Below are 17,246 nucleotides of genomic sequence, written 5' to 3'. Positions count from 1 at the left end.
GGTGAGAGAAAAGACCGTCGAAAGCGTGGCCGAGAACCGAAGGTTCGAGGCCACGGCCGTGTGCGGCGAGGTCTTGGGGCCGAGCCGCAGAGGAACGAAAGCGTGGTCCGAGGCCGTGAGGCCGAGGACCACGGGAACCGGCGTTCACAAATCGCTCTGCGATTTGTGCGCTCACGAGACCGCCGGTCTCGTGAACGGCGCGCTCGTGGGCGGAGCGGCACCAGAACCGCTCCGCCGTCCCCCGCGGTCTCGCTCACTCCGTTCGCTCGACCGCGCCGGCGTCGACGACGGCGGCGGGCGCGCCACGATAGGTCCCGACGCCGGTCGTCTCCTCGCCGTCGACGGCGACCCAGCCGGGCCCGTCGCCGGTCGCGACGACCCGGGTCGACTGCCGGAAGGAGTTGCCCGTCCAGCCGCCGGCGAACCAGTCGTTTCGGCCCTCGTAGGTGACGAGCACGTCGACGGTCGCGTTCTCGGGGGCGTCGTACGAGAGGTACATTCGGGTACCGAACCGCCGGCAGACGGCCTCCTCGCCGGTCAGCTCGTCGCACGGGACCTCGGTCGCGTTCAGTCGCGGTCGCAACACCGCCTCCGAGTCGGCCGGCGAGCGCGTGTCGATCGGCTCCTCGAACGCCAGCTCGACGCTCACGAGGTAGGAGTCGAGCGTCCGGATCGGCGTCCGGCCGGGGGCGACGGTCGGCGTCGCCGTCCCCGGGGCGGCGGTCGTCCCGTCGGGGTCGACCGTCCGCGGCGGCGGGCGCTCGACGTAGTTCGGCGCCAGCTCCGGGAACGACAGCGCCAGCATCGGGCCGTACGCGGTGTCCTCGACCGCGAACGACCACCCTGGCGGCGCGTCGACGACCCCCGGCGACCCGGAGACGAGCGCGTCGCCGGCGGGGCTGCTCCCGTTCTCGACCGGGAGCGGGAGGTACAGCGTGACGTCCGTCAGCGTCGCGTCCGGCTGGAGGTACGCCCGGTACTCGGCCGTGTGGCTGTACGACTCGGGGACCGGGCGCGTGAACTGCCAGAACCCGAACGCGAGGACCGCCGCCGCGACGAGGAGAACGACCAGTCCCGCGGCGACGGCGATCCGAAGGCGACGGTTCATCAGGATGACTGGTCGACTCGTGTCATTAAAACGTCACCGCTGCGGGCGGCGAGGCCGTCCCCATCCGCGCGATGGTCGACGCGAGCGGGGGCGACCGCGACCGCGCTCGCGACTCACCCGAGACGGACCGGGTCGTCGTCGGGGACGACCTCGACGCGGACCTCGTCGCCGACGGCGAACTGCGGGTCGCCGGCGTCGGGCCGCGTGACGAGCTTCGCGCCGCCGGCGTCCGGGTCACGCGAGGCGAACAGCGACAGGCCCGTGATCCGCTCGCCGTTCGCCAGTACGGCTACGTCGGCCCAGTCGACGTGGCGGCCGTCGCGCGTGCCGACCTCAGCGCCGAGCAGCGAGACCGGGTCGTCGACGGCGTCGACCGCGTCGGCGGCGCCGTCGGCACCCGCGCCCGGAACGCCGCCGCCGGAGTAGTGCGCGAGGCCGCCGTCGAGCGGTCGCCCGTCGTCGTCGGCGACCGCGGTGAAGCCGTCGGCCGCGAGGTCGCCGGGGCGGGTCGGCGCGTCCAGCACCGCGTAGGAGTCGCCCGTCTCGACGACGGTGCCGGTGCCGTCCCACGACAGCGGCGTCACCTCGCAGTCGACGACCAGCGGGAGCGACCCCGACGCGCGGTAGGGGTTCTTCCCCTGATCGCGGAACTCCAGGTGAACGTGGTTGTCGACCCACCGGCCGAAGAAGCCCGACCGAACCATCTCGCCGAGGGGGTCGCCGACGGCGACCTCCTCGCCCGCCTCCACCGCCGGATCGACGTGGAGCACGCGTGCGACGTGGTCGCCCGCGTCGATCACGATGAGGTGGTCGCGGTCGACGGCGTACTCGCGGTCCGGACAGCCGACCGTTCGGGTGTCGAGCACCTCGCCGGCGACGGGCGAGGCGGCGACGTTCGACTCGGGGTACAGGTCGACCGCGCACGCGCGGTCGTGGGCCGGATACGGCGAGTTGTACAGCGAGAACTTCCGGTAGCGCGCCAGCAGCGACTCCGGGAGGACGACGGGCTCCTGTCGCGCGCGCTCGCCCCCCGCCGCCGGCTCGTCCATACCCGCCGCAGGCGACGCAAACGCTTAGGCGACCCGACTCCCACCGCCGGTCGTGACCGACGAGCGACGAGGCGACGAGGGTCGCGTCCGTGTGTACCGCGGCCGCCGCGAGTCTCGCGAGGGCGACCGCGACGCCACCGCGACGATGCTCGCCGCGGCCGGGGAGTCGGGCGTCCCCGCGGTTCGCGTGTGGGCGCCGGGGCGCTCGCTCGCGTTCGGGCGCCGCGACGCCCACGCGGACGGCTACGACCGGGCGAAGTCCGTCGCCCGCGAACACGGGTTCCCGCCGGTCGAGCGCTCGGTCGGCGGCCGCGCGGTCGCGTACGCCGAGTCGACGCTGGCGTTCGCGCACGCGATCCCCCTCGACGACGCCCGAACGGGTCTGAACGACCGCTACGAGTCGGCGGTCGCGACCGTCCTCGCGGCCCTCCGCGACGCCGGCGCCGACGTGGATCGCGGGGAGCCGCCCGCCTCCTACTGCCCGGGGGACTACTCCGTCCGCGTCGCCGGCGGCGGCAAGGTCGCCGGCATCGCCCAGCGCGTCCGGCAGGACGCCGCGCTGGTCTCCGGCTGCGTCACGGTCGCCGAGCGCGGGCCGATCCGGGCGGTCCTTCGCCCCGTCTACGAGGCGCTCGACGTTCCCTTCGACCCCCATTCGGTCGGCTCCGTCGCGCGAGCCGGCGGCCCCGCCGACCCCGAGACGGTCCGCGAGGCCCTCGAAGCCGGGTTCGTCGGCGACAGAGCGGCCGACGTGCGCGACGTGGCGGATCTCCCGGCGAGCGACGACTGATCCGCCGAACTTACGCCCGCCGCCCGCGCATCGCCGCCAATGACCACGCTGTTCACGAACGCCACGCTCGCGGACGGCTGCGTGCGCGACGTGCTCGTCGAAGGCGAGACGATCGCCCGCGTCGCCGACGCCGGCACGCTCGACACCGCGGACGCCGACGCCGACGAGACCGTCGACTGCGACGGCAAGCACCTGCTTCCGGGCGCCATCGACGCGCACGTCCACTTCCGCGAGCCCGGCTTCGCGCACAAGGAGGACTGGCACACCGGGTCGCGGTCTGCGGCCGCCGGGGGCGTCACGACGGTCGTCGACCAGCCGAACACCGATCCGCCGACCGTCACGGGCGAGGCCGTCGACGAGAAGGCCACGCTGGCCGGGAAGTCGCTCGTCGACTTCGGGATCAACGGCGGCGTGACGGCGGAATGGGACCCCGACTCGCTGTTCGAGCGGCCGATCTTCGCGCTCGGCGAGGTGTTCCTCGCCGACTCCACTGGCGACATGGGAATCGACGCGGACCTGTTCGCCGACGCGGTCGCCCGCGCGGCCGCCGAGGACACCGTCGTCACCGTCCACGCCGAGGACGCCGACCTGTTCGACCGGGCGGCCCTGGAGCGCGCGGGCGACGGAACCGGCCGCGACGCCGACGTGGACGCCTGGAGCGCCTTCCGCACCGCCGCGGCGGAGGCCGCGGCCGTCGATCGCGCGCTCGAGGTCGGCGCCGACTCCGCCGCCGACATCCATATCGCCCACACCTCGACGCCCGAGGGCGTCGACGCCGCCGCCTCCGCGGGCGCGACCTGCGAGGTGACGCCCCACCACCTGTTCCTCTCGCGCGAAAACCTCGACGACCTCGGCACCTTCGGCCGGATGAATCCGCCGCTGCGCAGCGAGCAGCGCCGGGAAGCCGTCTTCGAGCGCGTCGCCGACGGCACCGTCGACATCGTCGCCACCGACCACGCCCCGCACACCCGCGCCGAAAAGGACGGGAGCGTCCGGGACGCGCCCTCCGGCGTCCCCGGCGTCGAGACGATGCTCCCGGTGCTCCTGCAGGAGGTGCGGACGGGGACTCTCACGCTGGAGCGCGTTCGGGACCTCGTCGCCGCGACCCCCGCCGAGATATTCGACGTGGCGGGCAAGGGCCGCGTCGACGAGGGGAACGACGCCGACCTCGTGCTCGTCGACCTCGACGACGCCCGCGAGATCCGCGGCGACGACCTCCACTCGAAGTGCGGGTGGACGCCGTTCGAGGGCCGCGAGGCCGTCTTCCCGGAACTGACGCTCGTGCGCGGCCACGTCGCCTACGACGCCCGCGGCGACGGCGAACGCTTCGGCGACGCCGTCGGCGAGAACGTCCGGGCGTAAGCCCGGGTCGACTGCCGCGCCCGCGCTTACGCCGCCGGCGACTGCCGCCCGGCGCGCCGCCGCGACGAGTCGACACGGCAACGGTTTTCCCCTCGCGCCGCCGTCGCTGAGCCATGGCCGGAAGCCACCCGCTCGCTGGATACACTGAGTTCTGGGACGACGTGATGGCCGACATGGAGGCCACCGCCGAGGAGTACCGCGAGGCGGGCTGGGACGTGCTCGAACTCCACCCGGGCGACGTGACGCCCCTGCCGAACGTCTCGACCGACGGCACCGGGATCGAGGTGGAGCGAACCGGGTTCGACGTGCTCCTCCCGGGCGACGAGTTCGCCGCCGTGCAGGAGCTCGTCGAGGAGTCGGAGACGGCCGAGGAGGGGGCCGCGTTCGACGAGTACGACGCCTACCGCGCCCAGCAGTCGGAGGTCGTGTTCCTCGTCGTCGTGATGAAGGCCGAGGCCGCGGGGCACGCGGTCGCGTTCCCGCTGTACTACGCCGAGCGGCAGGCCGAGCCGATGCTCGAGCGCGCCGACGCCGCGGGCGAACTCCGAACCTACCTCCGCCCGCTCGACGACTCCGAGCGCGTCGTGTTCTCGCTCGCGGATCCGGGGACGCTGTACCCCGAAGGCTGGGACGAATCGGCGGACGAGGAGTAACCCGTCGCGGGTCGGGTCGCAGCCGCGGTCGCCGACCGGCGGACGGGCGCTACACGAACGCCACGTCCTCCAACGTCGCCGTCTCGCCGAACAGCCAGTCGGCGTGCTCGACGGCGTACTCGCGGTGGTCCTCGGTGATGTACCCGAGCGCGTCCTCGATCACGACCGGCCGATAATCACGCAGTCCTGCCGAGCCCGCGGTGTGGAGGACGCAGACGTTCGCGAGCGTCCCGCAGATCAGCAGGTCGTCGACGCCGTGGGCGTCGAGCCACCCCTCCAGGTCGGTGCGGTAGAAGGCGTCGTAGGTGTGCTTCTCGACGACGTGGTCGGCGTCCTCGGCCGGGAGGTCGTCGATCAGTTCCGCGTCCCAGCTTCCCTCGACGACGTGCTCGCCCCAGCGGTCGAACTCGTCGTAGTAGTGGGCGTCCTCGAACTGCTCGGGCGGGTGTACGTCGCGGGTGTAGACCACCGGTGCGCCGGCGTCGGTCGCGCGCTCGACGAGCGTCCCGACGGGGTCGATGGCCGTCTCGCTGGGTTCGGCATAGAGGCTCCCGTCGGGGTGACAGAAGCCGTTCTGCATGTCGACGACGACGACGGCGGTTCGGTCCGGATCGAACGCGTCCTGGTCAGGGGCCATGCCCGACGCTTCGGGCCGGGATCACAAAACCGATCGGCGGGCGGCTCCGTCGATTTGTCTCCCTCCGGCACGCGGACAAGGTACTTCTACCCCCAGACCCATGCGGAGGTATGCGACGATCGGCCCCGCACCCGCTCTCGCGCCTCGCCGCCCTCGTGTTCGCGCTCGCGCTCGTGTGTACCGCCGCGGCGGCACCGCTCGCGGTGGCGACGCCCCCCGCGGCGGACGCGGGGACCGACCGGCTCGCGAACGGGAGCGCGACCGCTGCACAACAGGAGGCCCCGCCCGACCCCGACTCCGACGTGATCGGGTGGGAAGGCGGCTACTGGCACAACGAGAGCATCGACGTCGACCAGTCCGACGGGCTGAGCGACGAGGAGCTCGACGCGTACGTCGCGCGCGGGATGGCCCGCGTCGAGTACCTCCGCGACGCCGAGTTCGACGGCGACGTCCCGGTGTCGGTCATCTCCCGCGAGGAGTACCGGAACCGGAGCGGCGGCGGTCCCAACGCGAACCGCACCGAGTACAACCGCTGGAACGACCAGGTGTGGGAGGGCCTGTTCATCGTCGGCGAGTCGACCGGCTCCGGCGACGCGATCGGCGAGACAGCCGGCTCCTCGGTGCTCGGCTTCTATTCGCCGGCGCAAGACCAGATCACGATCGTCACCGACTCCCCGGACTCGCCGACGATCAACAACGCGACGCTGATCCACGAGCTGGTCCACGCCCTCCAGGACCAGCGCTACGACCTGACGAACGAGACGTACCGCGCCTCCACGCAGGACGGTGACCTCGCCGTCGACGGCGTCGTCGAGGGGGAGGCGAACTACATCGAGACGAACTACGCCCAGCGCTGCGGCGACGAGTGGGAGTGCGTCGACACGCCGCAGGCGAGCGGGGGCGGCGGCGGGGGCGGCAACGGGCCGAACCTCGGCATCCTGCTCACGCTGCTCAACCCCTACTCCGACGGTCCGGTGTACGTGAACGAGATCGTCGAGGAGGGCGGCTGGGACGCCTTCGAGGAGCGGTTCCGGGACCCGCCGGTCTCCTCCGAGCAGGTGATCCACCGGACAGACGAGACGCCGCGGCCCATCGAGTTCGACGACGAGGGGACCAACGGCTGGAGCACGTTCCCGCGCGAGAACCCGCAGCTCGGCCAGAACGGCTCCGACACCGTCGGCGAGGCGTCGATCTACGCGATGTTCTGGTACCAGGCGCGCGAGTACCGCGCCGACACGATCAACCCCAACGGGCTGTTCCAGACGAGCGGCCCGTACGACACGTACAACTACGACGCCGAGCCGTCGAGCGGCTGGGCCAACGACCGGCTGTTCCCGTACCGGAACGGCGAGGGCGACGACGCCGAGTACGGCTACGTGTGGCTCACCGAGTGGGACACCGAGGCGGACGCGCGCGAGTTCCACGACACGTACCTTCGGATGCTCGACGCCCACGACGTGCGCGAGACCGGCGAGGGCTACTACGTCGTCCCCGACGGGCCCTTCGAGGACGCGTTCCTCGTCCGCCTCGACGGCGAGCGGGTCACGATCGTGAACGGGCCCACCGTCGACGACGTGCGGGACATCCGTCCCTCCCTGGAACCCGCCGACACGGACACCGCGGAGAACGGCGACGGGGCCGACGCGACGGCAACGCCCTCCGACACCGACGCGGGTGACGGCGGCGACAACGCCGGCGACGACAGCGGCGACAACGCGGCCGCCGGCGACGACACCTCCGGCACGACCGAGGTCGGCGGCGCCGGGTTCGGCTTCGGCGTCGCCGCCGTCGCGGTCGCGTTCGCGGGGCTGCTGGCCCGACGACGGCGCTGACGCGGCCACCGCGCGGCGGGGTTCCGTGGTTCCGTCCTCGCGAAGATTCCCGAGTCGTCGCTCCCGTCGGCGCCGGCCGAACGCTTTTCGCGTCGGCTCTCCTGGCTCCGAGGACGACCGTGCGCGCCGCGTTTCCCGTCCTGATGGCCGCGATGCTCGCGCTCGCCGGCTGTAGCGCCCCCACCGCCGTCCCGTCTCCGGGCGACGACTGGTCGTACCCCGAGGACCCGCCCAGCGATCGCCTCGGCTGGGAGGCGGGCGTCTGGTGGAACGAGTCGATCGACGTGAACCAGAGCGACGGCCTCGACGCCGCCGAGCGCGAGGCGCTCGTCGCCCGGACGATGGCGCGGATCGAGCGGATCCGCGGGCTGGAGTTCCGCGAGCGCGTGCCGGTGGAGGTGATCTCCCGAGCCGAGTACCGCGAGCGCTCCGTGTTCGGCGGCGACCGTTCCGACGGGTACGGCGCCTGGCACAACCAGGTGTGGGAGGCGGCGCTGATCGTCGGCGAGGACCGCGACGTCGCCCGGGAGTTCGACGCGCTGTACGGCGGATCGGTCCAGGGGTACTACACGCCCTCGGAGGACCGGATCGTCGTCGTTTCGGACGCCGACGAGCCCCGGATCGATCGCGCGACGCTGGCACACGAACTGGTCCACGCGCTGCAGGACCAGCACTTCGGCTTCGTCGGCACCCGCACGCGCGACGCCGGCCTCGCGCACAACGGCCTCACCGAGGGCGACGCCCGCTACGTCGAGACGCGCTATCTCGACCGATGCGCGGCCGGCCCCGGCAACGAGACCGCGACCGGCGCCGTCGGCTGGGCGTGCGTCCCGCGCCCCGAGCGCGCCGGCGGCGGGGGCGGGGGCGAGCCGGTGAACCAGGGCCTGTTCACGTACGTCTACCAGCCGTACGCCGACGGCCCGGCGTTCGTCCACCGCCTCCGAGAGCGCGACGGGTGGGCCGCGGTGAACGACGCCTACGACGACCGGCCCGTCTCGACCGAGCAGACGATCCACCCCGAGCGCTACCCCGCGGACCGCCCCGAGGAGGTCACGGTCCCCGACCGGTCGGGCGGGCGCTGGTCGCGGTTCGATCTCGACCGGCCGACCGAGCGGCTCGGGGAGGCGGGGCTGTTCGCGACGTTCTGGTACAACGACTACGCCGGCGGGGATCACCTCGCCGACGACCTGCCGTACTCGACGCGGAACTACACCGCCGGCCCCTCAGATGGCTGGGCGGGCGACCGCCTCGTCCCGTACCGCCGCGGCGACGGGGAGCACGCCGCCTACGGCTACGTCTGGGCGATCCGGTTCGACAGCGTCGCGGAGGCCGTCGAGTTCCGGCGGTCCTACCGCGCGATGCTCCAGCTCCGGCTGGGCGCCCGCGTCGTCGACCGCGAGGCCGGCATGTATCGGGTGCCCGACGGGCCGTTCGCGGACGCCTTCCGCATCGAGCGCGACCGAAGAACTGTCGTGATCACGAACGCCCCGACCGTGAGCGCCCTCGACGCCGTCCGCGACCCGCCCGGCTGACCGACCTGCGACGGCCGCACCGCGTCGGGCGGATGGCGTGACTTTTTGCGTCGCCGCGGCGAATCCGGGACCATGACCTCCTCGCCCCCCGCGTTCGACATCGTCGGGGCCGACGCCGTCCGCGACGGGTCGGCGACGGACGCGTACTTCGACCGGACCGTCGAGACGCTGCGCCACGCCGACCGGAACCCGCACGTCGTCGCCGAGGTGACCGCCGACCAGTTCCCCGACGGCGACTTCGAGCTGCTGGCGGGCGTGAAGGACGCCGCGGCGCTCCTCGCGGGTCACGACGTGGACGCCGACGCCTTGCCGGAGGGGACCATGTTCGACGGCGGCCCGGTCCTGCGGATCGAGGGGACGTACCTGGAGTTCGCGGCCCTGGAGACCTCGCTGCTGGGCTTCCTCTCGCACGCCTCCGGGGTCGCCACCGCCGCGCTGGAGTGTCGCCGCGCCGCGCCCGACTCGAACGTGCTCTCCTTCGGCGCGCGCCACGTCCATCCCTCGATCGCCGCGATGGTCGAGCGCAGCGCGCTCGTGGGAGGCCTCGACGGCTTCTCGCACGTCGCCGCCGGCGAAGTGCTCGGCCGGGAGCCGTCGGGGACGATGCCCCACGCGCTGCTCATCTGCTTCGGCCGCGGCAACCAGGCGGACGCCTGGCGCGCGTTCGACGAGGCCGTTCCAGAGTCCGTGCCGCGGATCGCCCTGTGTGACACCTACTCCGACGAGAAGGAGGAGGTGATCCGGGCCGTCGAGACGCTCGGCGACCGCCTCGACGGCGTCCGCCTCGACACCACCGGTTCCCGCCGCGGCGACTTCCGCCACATCGTCCGCGAGGTGCGATGGGAACTCGAGGCCCGCGGCTACGGCGACGTCGACGTGTTCCTCTCGGGCGGGCTCGGCCCCGCGGAGCTCACCCGGCTCCGGGACGTCGCCGACGGCTTCGGCGTCGGCGGCCACGTCTCCAACGCCGACCCCGTCGACTTCGCGCTCGACATCGTCGAGGTCGACGGCGAGCCCGCGGCCAAGCGCGGGAAACTCTCCGGAACCAAGGAGGTGTACCGCACCCCCGACGGCGGCCACCACGTCGGCCTGCGCGGCCGCGACGGTCCGGCTGACGGCGAGTCGCTCATGGAGCCGCTGATCCGCGACGGCGAGGTCGTCCGGGAGTTCGACATCGACGACGCCGCCGGGCGGGCGCTGGCGGACGCGACGCAGGTCGGGTTCGGCGGGGAATAACGTCGGATTCGGCGGGGGATACGTGAACAGGTCGAGATGCGGAGACGCAACGGGGCGTGAGCCTTCGGCTTCTCGAATCAGTTAGCGAGCGTCGTCGCGGTCGATCCTCGCTACAGCTGCTCGACGCTGCCGCCGTCGCGGCGCTCGCGGAACACCTGGCCGTCGATGAGCGTCACCATGGTGTCGTCGTCCTGCCAGGCCATCGGCGAGAGGCCCGCCTTGCGGCAGACGCGCGAGAGGTAGCGCTCCTTGCTCCAGTCGTTCTCGACGGGGATCGTCGGGTAGAGCCAGCCGTGGTGGCCGTTGTGGTCGATGGCGACGCCGTGGCGGCCGAGTTCGAGGTCGGCCACCGGGTCGTTGGTGAGCGTGACCTCGGAGACGACGTACGTCGAGACGAGAACGGAGTCCAGTTCCTTCGGTTCGAGTTCGGAGCCGCCGGTGTCGTCGGAGGCCGCCTTGATCGCCGCCTCGACGATGGCGTGGCCGAGCTGGTCTTTCCCCCGATACGACCCCGCACAGCCGCGCATCCGCCCTCTGCCCCGCGTCGACTGGAGTCGGACGAACGCCCCGGTTCGCGCGTAGAAGGCGTCGCGCATGCTACCCGGCTGTTCGCGCTGGCCCTGAAGTACGTACGCCTCGACCGACTCCCGGGCGAGCTCGACCGCGCGTGCACCGTCCTCGTAGGTGAGCTGCGCGGTCTTCGCTTCGGACATACCTCTGCTGGGGCCCGTGCTAACTTGAAGTCTTCCCTCTTCATGCGGGTTACTCACACGCTATCTTCGAAGGGGCGGCGACGCGACCGATCGCGGCCGTCTCACGCGTGCCCGTGCGACCGGCTCACGCACGCCCGTCGCGGCCCCGAACGCTTTATCCGAGGGACCGGCGTACCTCGGATCGGCAGAGGGAGCCCGACCCCCGTGCGCTCGACCCTCTCGGGCGACGGCGCATGAGGAAAGTCCCCCCACCCCCGGACGGGCGACCGGGCGCAAGCCCGGAGTCGGAGACGGCTGGCTCTGGAACAGCAACGAGACCCCCCGCCCCGACCGATGAGGTGCGCGCGGCGACCGAAACGGTCGCCGCGACCGCCCGCGGCGACGCCGCGGGCGGGCGAACCGACCCGAGAGGGAAGGGAGCTAACCCACCGAGGGCCGTGGTTCACGCCGCGAGACGGGCGGGAACGGATGGAACGGCGAATCCTCGCCGGTGCAAGTCCGCGTCGACGGGCGGCCGCGGCGGCCGCCCCGATGGTAGTCCGGGTGCTCGCGCCTCGCGCGAGCGACCGGGGCACGCGCCCCGCGACCGACGCGGACGCTCAGCCGAATGTCGGGCCGAACAGAAGGGGGCTTACTCCCCTCAGCCGCTCTCGCGCTCGTCAGCGACGGCGCCGCGATCCCGCGAGTCCCGACGGTAGGCGGGCGACTACCGTCCGACGACGGTCGTGCGAGTGTCTGACACGCACCCGACTAACTAAAACCGATGGACCACCAACTCCCGGTGTGGACAGCAGAGAACTCACGGCGGCCCTCGAGCGCGAGTTCGGGGGGACCGAGGCGGCCCGTCGGACCGTCGCCCGCCAGGCGCGGGACCTGGCCGACTCCGGCGTGATCGAGGCGGACCGCGGCCACGAGCTCACCGTGGCGGACGTCATCGAGAACATGGCGGACGCCCCCGACGACCACGACCTGGTCGAACGATGGAACTGGTGGCTCGGCTCGCTGGAGACCGCCTACGGCGGCTACGAGCGGTTCACGGTCCGGTTCGTCGACGACGGCCCGGACGTGAACGCCTGAGGAGCGTCCGCGTCGACACGCGTCGTCGCCGTCGCGCCCTCCGTCGCAGCCTTCCCTCCGCGTCGCCGCCGCCGCACGCGACCCCGCCCGATCCCCGATCCCTCCGCCCCGCCCTCCGCGTGGCCCGGTCCCCGAGTCTCGGGCTCGCGATGACCGGCCCGGTGCGCGACCGCCCACGCCGCCCGTGACGACGGCTCCCGAATCCTTTTGGTACCGACTGACGCGGGTTCGGGTATGGACACGGACATCGAGCCCGGCGAGTACGCCCCCGTTCCCGGCTGTACGGACCTGTACTACCTCGACACGGACATGTACGCCACCGCCAACTACGGCTCGGTGTACCTCCTCGACGCCGAGCGCCCCGCGGTGATCGACACCGGGCTCGGCTCCAACCGCGAGTACCTCTTCGACGCGCTCGACGACCTCGGGATCACGCCCGAGTTCGTCCTCCCCACGCACGTCCACCTCGACCACGCCGGCGGCGCCGGCTTCCTCGCCGAGCGCTACCCGGACGCGACGGTGCTGATCCACGAGTCGGCGGTCGAGCACCTCGTCGACCCGACCCGACTCGTCGCGGGGACGAAGGCCGCCGTCGGCGACCAGTGGCAGTTCTACGTCGAACCCGAGCCGATCCCCGAGGAGCGGGTGGAGCCGCTCTCGGGCGGCGAGACGCTCGACCTGGGCGACCGCGACCTCGACGTGCACCACGCGCCGGGGCACGCCCCCCATCAGGTGATCTTCCACGACCGCGGCGACGACGTGGTGTTCACCGCCGACGCCGCCGGCATCTACGTCCCGCAACTGGACACCATCGAGCAGACCTCGCCCCCCTCGCAGTTCGACCTCCACGGCTGTCAGGACGACGCCGACATGATCCGCGACCTCGACCCCCGGTACCTCTGCTTCGGCCACTTCGGTCCCCGCGAGTTCGACGACGGGATGCTCGCCGGCTACAAGCGCACGCTCGCCGAGTGGGTCGAGGCGGTGCGCCAGCGACGCGAGGAGCTGGGCGACGACGAGGCCGTGCTCGACCACTTCGCCGAGCACGCGCCCCAGGAACTCATCGACGTGTGGGGCGAGCGGAAGGCGCGGGAGGAACAGCGCATGAACACCCGCGGCGTGCTCGGCTACCTCGACTACATGGAGAAGCAGGGCGAGACGATCTGAGGAGAGGGGCGGCTCGGGTTCGGGCTCGCCGCCGCCGGCGAAAACAACGCCGAACAACGGGCGACGCGAGGGGACCGACTTATTACGGGCGCCGCGACAGGGAGTGGCATGGATTGGCGCCAGGCGGAACGCGAGTACGACCCGGGGGTCACCCGGGACTCGCTGGCGGCGACGTTCGACGCGAGCGCCCGCGAGCACGCCGACCGGGTCGCACAGCGGTACAAGGGCGGGGTGTACGACAGGTCGCTCGTCCGGTCGGGCGTCGTCGACGACGCGCTCGACGGCGAGTTCGCGGACCTCACGTACGCCGAGATGCGCGATCTCGTGCGTCGGCTCTCGGCCGGCTTCCGCGAACTCGGCGTCGCCCCCGGCGACCGCGTCGGGATCTTCTCGAACACGCGCATGGAGTGGGCCCACGGCGACTTCGCCCTGCTCGGCGCGGGCGCGGTCGTCACGACGGTGTACAAGTCGTCGTCGCCGGAGCAGGTCCGGCACCTCCTCGACGACCCCGGCGCCTCCGGCGTCGTCGTCGAGAACCGCGACCTGCTCGACCGCGTGGTCGCCGTCGAGGACGACCTCGACCTGGAGTTCGTCGTCCTGATCGACGGCGAGACGCACGAGCGCGATGACGTGTACACGCTCGGGGAGGTCCACGACCTCGGCGCCGCGGTCGACCCCGGCGACGGCTGGGTGATCGACCGCGACCTCGACGACCTCGCGAGCCTCATCTACACCTCCGGCACCACCGGCACCCCGAAGGGGGTCGAGCTCACCCACCGCAACTTCCTCGCGAACGTCGACCAGTGCATGCGCCGGTTCGGCCCCCGGCCGGACAAGCCGGCGTCCCTCCCGGTCGTCGACGAGGAGAGCGTCACGCTGTCGTTCCTCCCGCTCGCGCACGTGTTCGAGCGCCTCGCCGGGCACTTCATGATGTTCGCGGCGGGCGCAACGGTCGCGTACGCCGAGTCGCCGGACACGCTCCGGGAGGACTTCGGGCTCGTCCGCCCGTCGACGGCGACGAGCGTCCCCCGCGTCTACGAGAAGCTGTACGCCGCGATCCGCGAGCAGGCGTCCGAATCGAGCGTGAAGGAGCGGATCTTCAACTGGGCGACCGGCGTCGGCCGCGAGTACCACCGCGCCGACGATCCGGGCGTCCTCCTCCGGACGCGTTACGCGCTCGCGGACCGGCTCGTCTTCTCGAACGTGAAGGAGGCGCTGGGCGGCAACGTCGAGTTCTTCATCTCCGGCGGGGGGTCGCTGTCGGCGGACCTGTGCGAACTGTATCACGGGATGGGCGTCCCCATCCTGGAGGGGTACGGCCTCACCGAGACGGCGCCGGTCGTCGCGGTGAACCCGCCCGAGGAGCCGAAGGTCGGCACGATCGGACCGCCCGTCCACGGCGTCGAGGTCCGCGTCGACGACGCCGTCGAGGGCGCCGGCGGCGACGGCCCGGTCGACGGCGACGGCGCGGTCGACGGCGACGGCGGCGCGGTGGGCGAGCTGCTCGTCCGCGGGCCGAACGTGTTCCGCGGCTACCACCGCCTCCCCGAGCGGACCGAGGAGGCGTTCGTCGAGATCGACGGCGAGCGCTGGTTCCGCACCGGCGACGTGGTCGAGATCCGCGAGGACGGCTACGTCGCGTTCCGCGAGCGCGCCAAGCAGCTGATGAAGCTGTCGACGGGCAAGTACGTCCCGCCGGGCGCCATCGAGGACGCCTTCGCCGCGAGCGAGTACGTCGAGCAGGCGATGGTGATCGGCGACGCGCGGAAGTTCGTCTCCGCGCTCGTCGTCCCGAACCTCCCGGCGGTGCGGGAGTGGGGCGACGCGCAGGGGTACGACCTCCCGGCCGACGACGACGCGCTGTGTCGCGACGACCGCGTTCGTGGGCTCATGCAAGCGGAGGTCGACCGCGTCAACGAGGACTTCGAGTCCCACGAGACGATCAAGCAGTTCCGGGTCGTCGCCGAGGAGTTCTCCGAGGAGAACGACCTGCTCACCCCTACGATGAAGAAGAAACGGCGCAACATCCTCGACCGGTACGCGGACGACATCGGGAGCATGTACGCGGAGTCGTAGGCCCGCCGCGACTCGGATCATCGATCCCCGCAACGCACCACCGACCCCCGGCGATTCGGCCGAAACGACCCTACACGCCTCGCCGCGGTAGCCGTCTTTTTATCTACACCGACCGAGCACGTGATATGGAGGTGAGGAGATGTCGGCCGGCGCCGGGCAACTGATCGCGATCGTCGCCGTCATCATCGCCACCGGCGTCGCCGCGCAAGTGCTCTCCGACCGGTTTCAGCTCCCGAGCATCATCTTCCTCATCGCCGCGGGGATCGCCCTCGGACCCGAGGGGCTGGGGATCGTCACCCAGGAGACGTTCGGGCTGACTGGGCTGTCGACCATCGTCGGGCTCTCGGTCGCGATCATCGTGTTCGAGGGGGCGTTCCACCTCAAGATCGACGAGCTCCGGCAGGCGCCCGCGGCGTCGCTCCGGCTCGTCACGGTCGGCGCCGCCATCGCGTTCGTCGCGACGACCGCGGTCGTGCGGGTCGCGATCGGCGTCGACTGGCTCGTCGCCGCGCTCATCGGGGCGCTGCTCGTGGCGACGGGGCCGACGGTGATCGCGCCCATCCTGGAGGTGGTGCCGGTTCGCGACAAGGTCGCCACCGCGCTCGACACCGAGGGGATCGTCAACGACGTGACCGCGGCGATCCTCGCGGTCGTCATCTTCGAGGCGATCGTCTCCGACACGACCGACCCCGTCGAGCTGATCGCGCTGTTCGCCGAACGCCTCGGCGTCGGGGTCGTCGTCGGCGTCGCCGTGGCCGCGGTCGTCTACTACGCGCTCCGGTACGTGGACCTCTCGCCGGGCAACGCCCCGCAGAACGCGCGCCTGCTCGTGCTTGCGGGGGCGCTGGTCGCGTACGGCGAGGCGAACTTCGTGCGAACGGAGGCGGGGATCGCGGCGGTCGCGGTCGCCGGCATCCTGCTCGGGAACGCCGACATCCCCTACGAGGAACAGGTCACGGACTTCAAGGGCGACATCACCCTGCTGGTCCTCTCGTTCGTGTTCATCTCGCTGGCGGCGCTGTTGGAGTTCGACAACCTGATCCGGCTGGGTCTCGGCGGGCTCGTCGTCGTCGCCGCGGTGATGTTCCTCATCCGGCCGGCGCTCGTCATGCTGTCGACGGTCGGGGACAGCTTCCAGCGCAACGAGCGCGTGTTCATGTCGCTGGTCGGTCCGCGCGGCATCATCCCGGCGTCGGTCGCCACCCTGTTCGCCGTCGAGCTGGCGAACGCGGGCATGGAGTCGGCGGCGAACGCGCTCGTGGGCACCGTCTTCCTCGTCATCATGGCGACGGTGGTGCTGGAGGGCGGGTTCGCCAGACAGATCGCGGAGAAGCTCGACGTCATACCCATGCGTGTACTCATCATCGGGGGCGGGAAGGTGGGCCGGACGCTCGCCGACCGCCTCGACGACCGCGGCGAGAACGTGGTCATCATCGAGAACGACGAGGAGGTCGTACAGACCGCCAGAAACGAGGGCCACACGGTCCACATCGGCGACGGCACCGACACGGACGTGCTCCGTTCGGCCGGCGCCGAGAACGCCCGCGTCGTCGTCGCCGCCACCGGGGACGACGACGCGAACCTGCTCGTGGCCCAGTTGGCCGAGTCGAAGTTCGCCCCCGAGACGATCCTCGCCCGGGCGAACAACCCGAACAACGTCGAGGCGTTCGAGGAGCTGGGCGTCCGCACCGTCTCGTCGGTGTTCGCGACCGCACAGGCGCTCGACAACTACATCGAGCGCCCCGCGCTCGCCAACTGGATGGGCGAGATCGGCCGCTCGGGCGACGTTCAGGAGATCGAGATCACCTCCGAGGACACGAACGGCAAGACGGTCGCCGATCTCGGCTCCGAGCTCCCCGGGAACAGCCTGATCGCGCTCGTCGCCCGCGACGGCGAGACGCACGTCCCGGACCCGGAGTTCGCCCTGCGGAGGGGCGACCGCGTCACCGTCATCGGCGACCGCGAGGACGTACGGGCCGCGATGCGGCGGCTCCACCCGGAGTAGCGACTCCCG

At 72.0% G+C, this 17,246-nt stretch carries 14 protein-coding genes and 1 other RNA gene; 11 read left to right on the top strand and 4 right to left on the bottom strand.

What is annotated here, in order from left to right; genetic code table 11:
- Positions 1–253 precede the first annotated feature (253 nt).
- A complete protein-coding gene (locus K6T36_RS08070) occupies positions 254–1,108 on the bottom strand; it encodes a hypothetical protein (protein ID WP_222920832.1) in 855 nt (284 codons plus the stop codon).
- 113 nt (positions 1,109–1,221) lie between these two features.
- Positions 1,222–2,157, bottom strand: a complete 936-nt coding sequence (locus K6T36_RS08065) for a DUF8155 domain-containing protein (RefSeq protein WP_222920831.1) — start codon at positions 2,155–2,157, stop codon at positions 1,222–1,224.
- Positions 2,158–2,302: 145 nt separating this feature from the next.
- Between K6T36_RS08065 and K6T36_RS08060 the strand changes: the two genes are divergently transcribed.
- The 3 genes from K6T36_RS08060 (at position 2,303) to K6T36_RS08050 (ending at position 4,962) form a co-directional block, all read left to right on the top strand.
- A complete protein-coding gene (locus K6T36_RS08060) occupies positions 2,303–2,947 on the top strand; it encodes a lipoate--protein ligase family protein (protein WP_222923400.1) in 645 nt (214 codons plus the stop codon).
- A 39-nt stretch (positions 2,948–2,986) separates the two neighbouring features.
- The gene (locus tag K6T36_RS08055; RefSeq protein WP_222920830.1) at positions 2,987–4,309 is read left to right on the top strand and encodes a dihydroorotase; all 1,323 of its coding nucleotides are present in this window, start codon (positions 2,987–2,989) and stop codon (positions 4,307–4,309) included.
- A 113-nt stretch (positions 4,310–4,422) separates the two neighbouring features.
- Complete coding sequence (locus K6T36_RS08050; protein ID WP_222920829.1) at positions 4,423–4,962, top strand: DUF7529 family protein; 540 nt, start codon at positions 4,423–4,425, stop codon at positions 4,960–4,962.
- A 49-nt stretch (positions 4,963–5,011) separates the two neighbouring features.
- Here K6T36_RS08050 and K6T36_RS08045 read toward each other — a convergent pair whose 3' ends face one another.
- Complete coding sequence (locus K6T36_RS08045) at positions 5,012–5,599, bottom strand: cysteine hydrolase family protein (RefSeq protein ID WP_222920828.1); 588 nt, start codon at positions 5,597–5,599, stop codon at positions 5,012–5,014.
- Positions 5,600–5,709: 110 nt separating this feature from the next.
- On the opposite strand from K6T36_RS08045, the gene K6T36_RS08040 reads away from it, so the two are divergent.
- The 3 genes from K6T36_RS08040 to K6T36_RS08030 all read left to right on the top strand — a co-directional run bounded on the left by K6T36_RS08040 (position 5,710) and on the right by K6T36_RS08030 (position 10,199).
- Positions 5,710–7,431: an Hvo_1808 family surface protein gene (locus K6T36_RS08040; RefSeq protein ID WP_222920827.1), complete on the top strand. Its 1,722-nt coding sequence runs from the start codon at positions 5,710–5,712 to the stop codon at positions 7,429–7,431.
- 119 nt (positions 7,432–7,550) lie between these two features.
- Positions 7,551–8,963, top strand: coding sequence for an Hvo_1808 family surface protein (locus tag K6T36_RS08035; RefSeq protein ID WP_390182318.1), 1,413 nt, complete (start codon positions 7,551–7,553; stop codon positions 8,961–8,963).
- Positions 8,964–9,035: 72 nt separating this feature from the next.
- Positions 9,036–10,199 (top strand): nicotinate phosphoribosyltransferase, encoded by a 1,164-nt coding sequence (locus K6T36_RS08030; protein ID WP_222920826.1) that lies wholly within the window; start codon positions 9,036–9,038, stop codon positions 10,197–10,199.
- Positions 10,200–10,309: 110 nt separating this feature from the next.
- On the opposite strand, the gene K6T36_RS08025 is transcribed toward K6T36_RS08030, so the two are convergent.
- Complete coding sequence (locus tag K6T36_RS08025; protein WP_222606139.1) at positions 10,310–10,912, bottom strand: TIGR00296 family protein; 603 nt, start codon at positions 10,910–10,912, stop codon at positions 10,310–10,312.
- Positions 10,913–11,095: 183 nt separating this feature from the next.
- Here K6T36_RS08025 and rnpB point away from each other — a divergent pair.
- From rnpB to K6T36_RS08000, 5 genes are all read left to right on the top strand, one after another.
- Positions 11,096–11,558: RNase P RNA component (gene rnpB / locus K6T36_RS08020), an RNA gene on the top strand.
- Between the two features lie 89 nt (positions 11,559–11,647).
- Positions 11,648–11,989, top strand: coding sequence for a WNWW family protein (locus K6T36_RS08015; RefSeq protein ID WP_486606364.1), 342 nt, complete (start codon positions 11,648–11,650; stop codon positions 11,987–11,989).
- A gap of 246 nt (positions 11,990–12,235) precedes the next feature.
- Positions 12,236–13,156, top strand: a complete 921-nt coding sequence (locus K6T36_RS08010; protein ID WP_222923398.1) for an MBL fold metallo-hydrolase — start codon at positions 12,236–12,238, stop codon at positions 13,154–13,156.
- Positions 13,157–13,264: 108 nt separating this feature from the next.
- Positions 13,265–15,232, top strand: a complete 1,968-nt coding sequence (locus K6T36_RS08005) for an AMP-dependent synthetase/ligase (protein ID WP_222920824.1) — start codon at positions 13,265–13,267, stop codon at positions 15,230–15,232.
- Between the two features lie 139 nt (positions 15,233–15,371).
- Positions 15,372–17,237 carry a cation:proton antiporter domain-containing protein gene (locus K6T36_RS08000; protein ID WP_222920823.1) on the top strand — a complete coding sequence of 622 codons (1,866 nt, stop codon included), beginning with the start codon at positions 15,372–15,374 and terminating at the stop codon, positions 17,235–17,237.
- Positions 17,238–17,246: the final 9 nt, after the last annotated feature.

Origin of the sequence: Halobaculum roseum (assembly GCF_019880245.1) — an archaeon.
GTDB lineage: Archaea > Halobacteriota > Halobacteria > Halobacteriales > Haloferacaceae > Halobaculum > Halobaculum roseum.
This window is presented reverse-complemented; position numbering and strand designations above follow the sequence as displayed.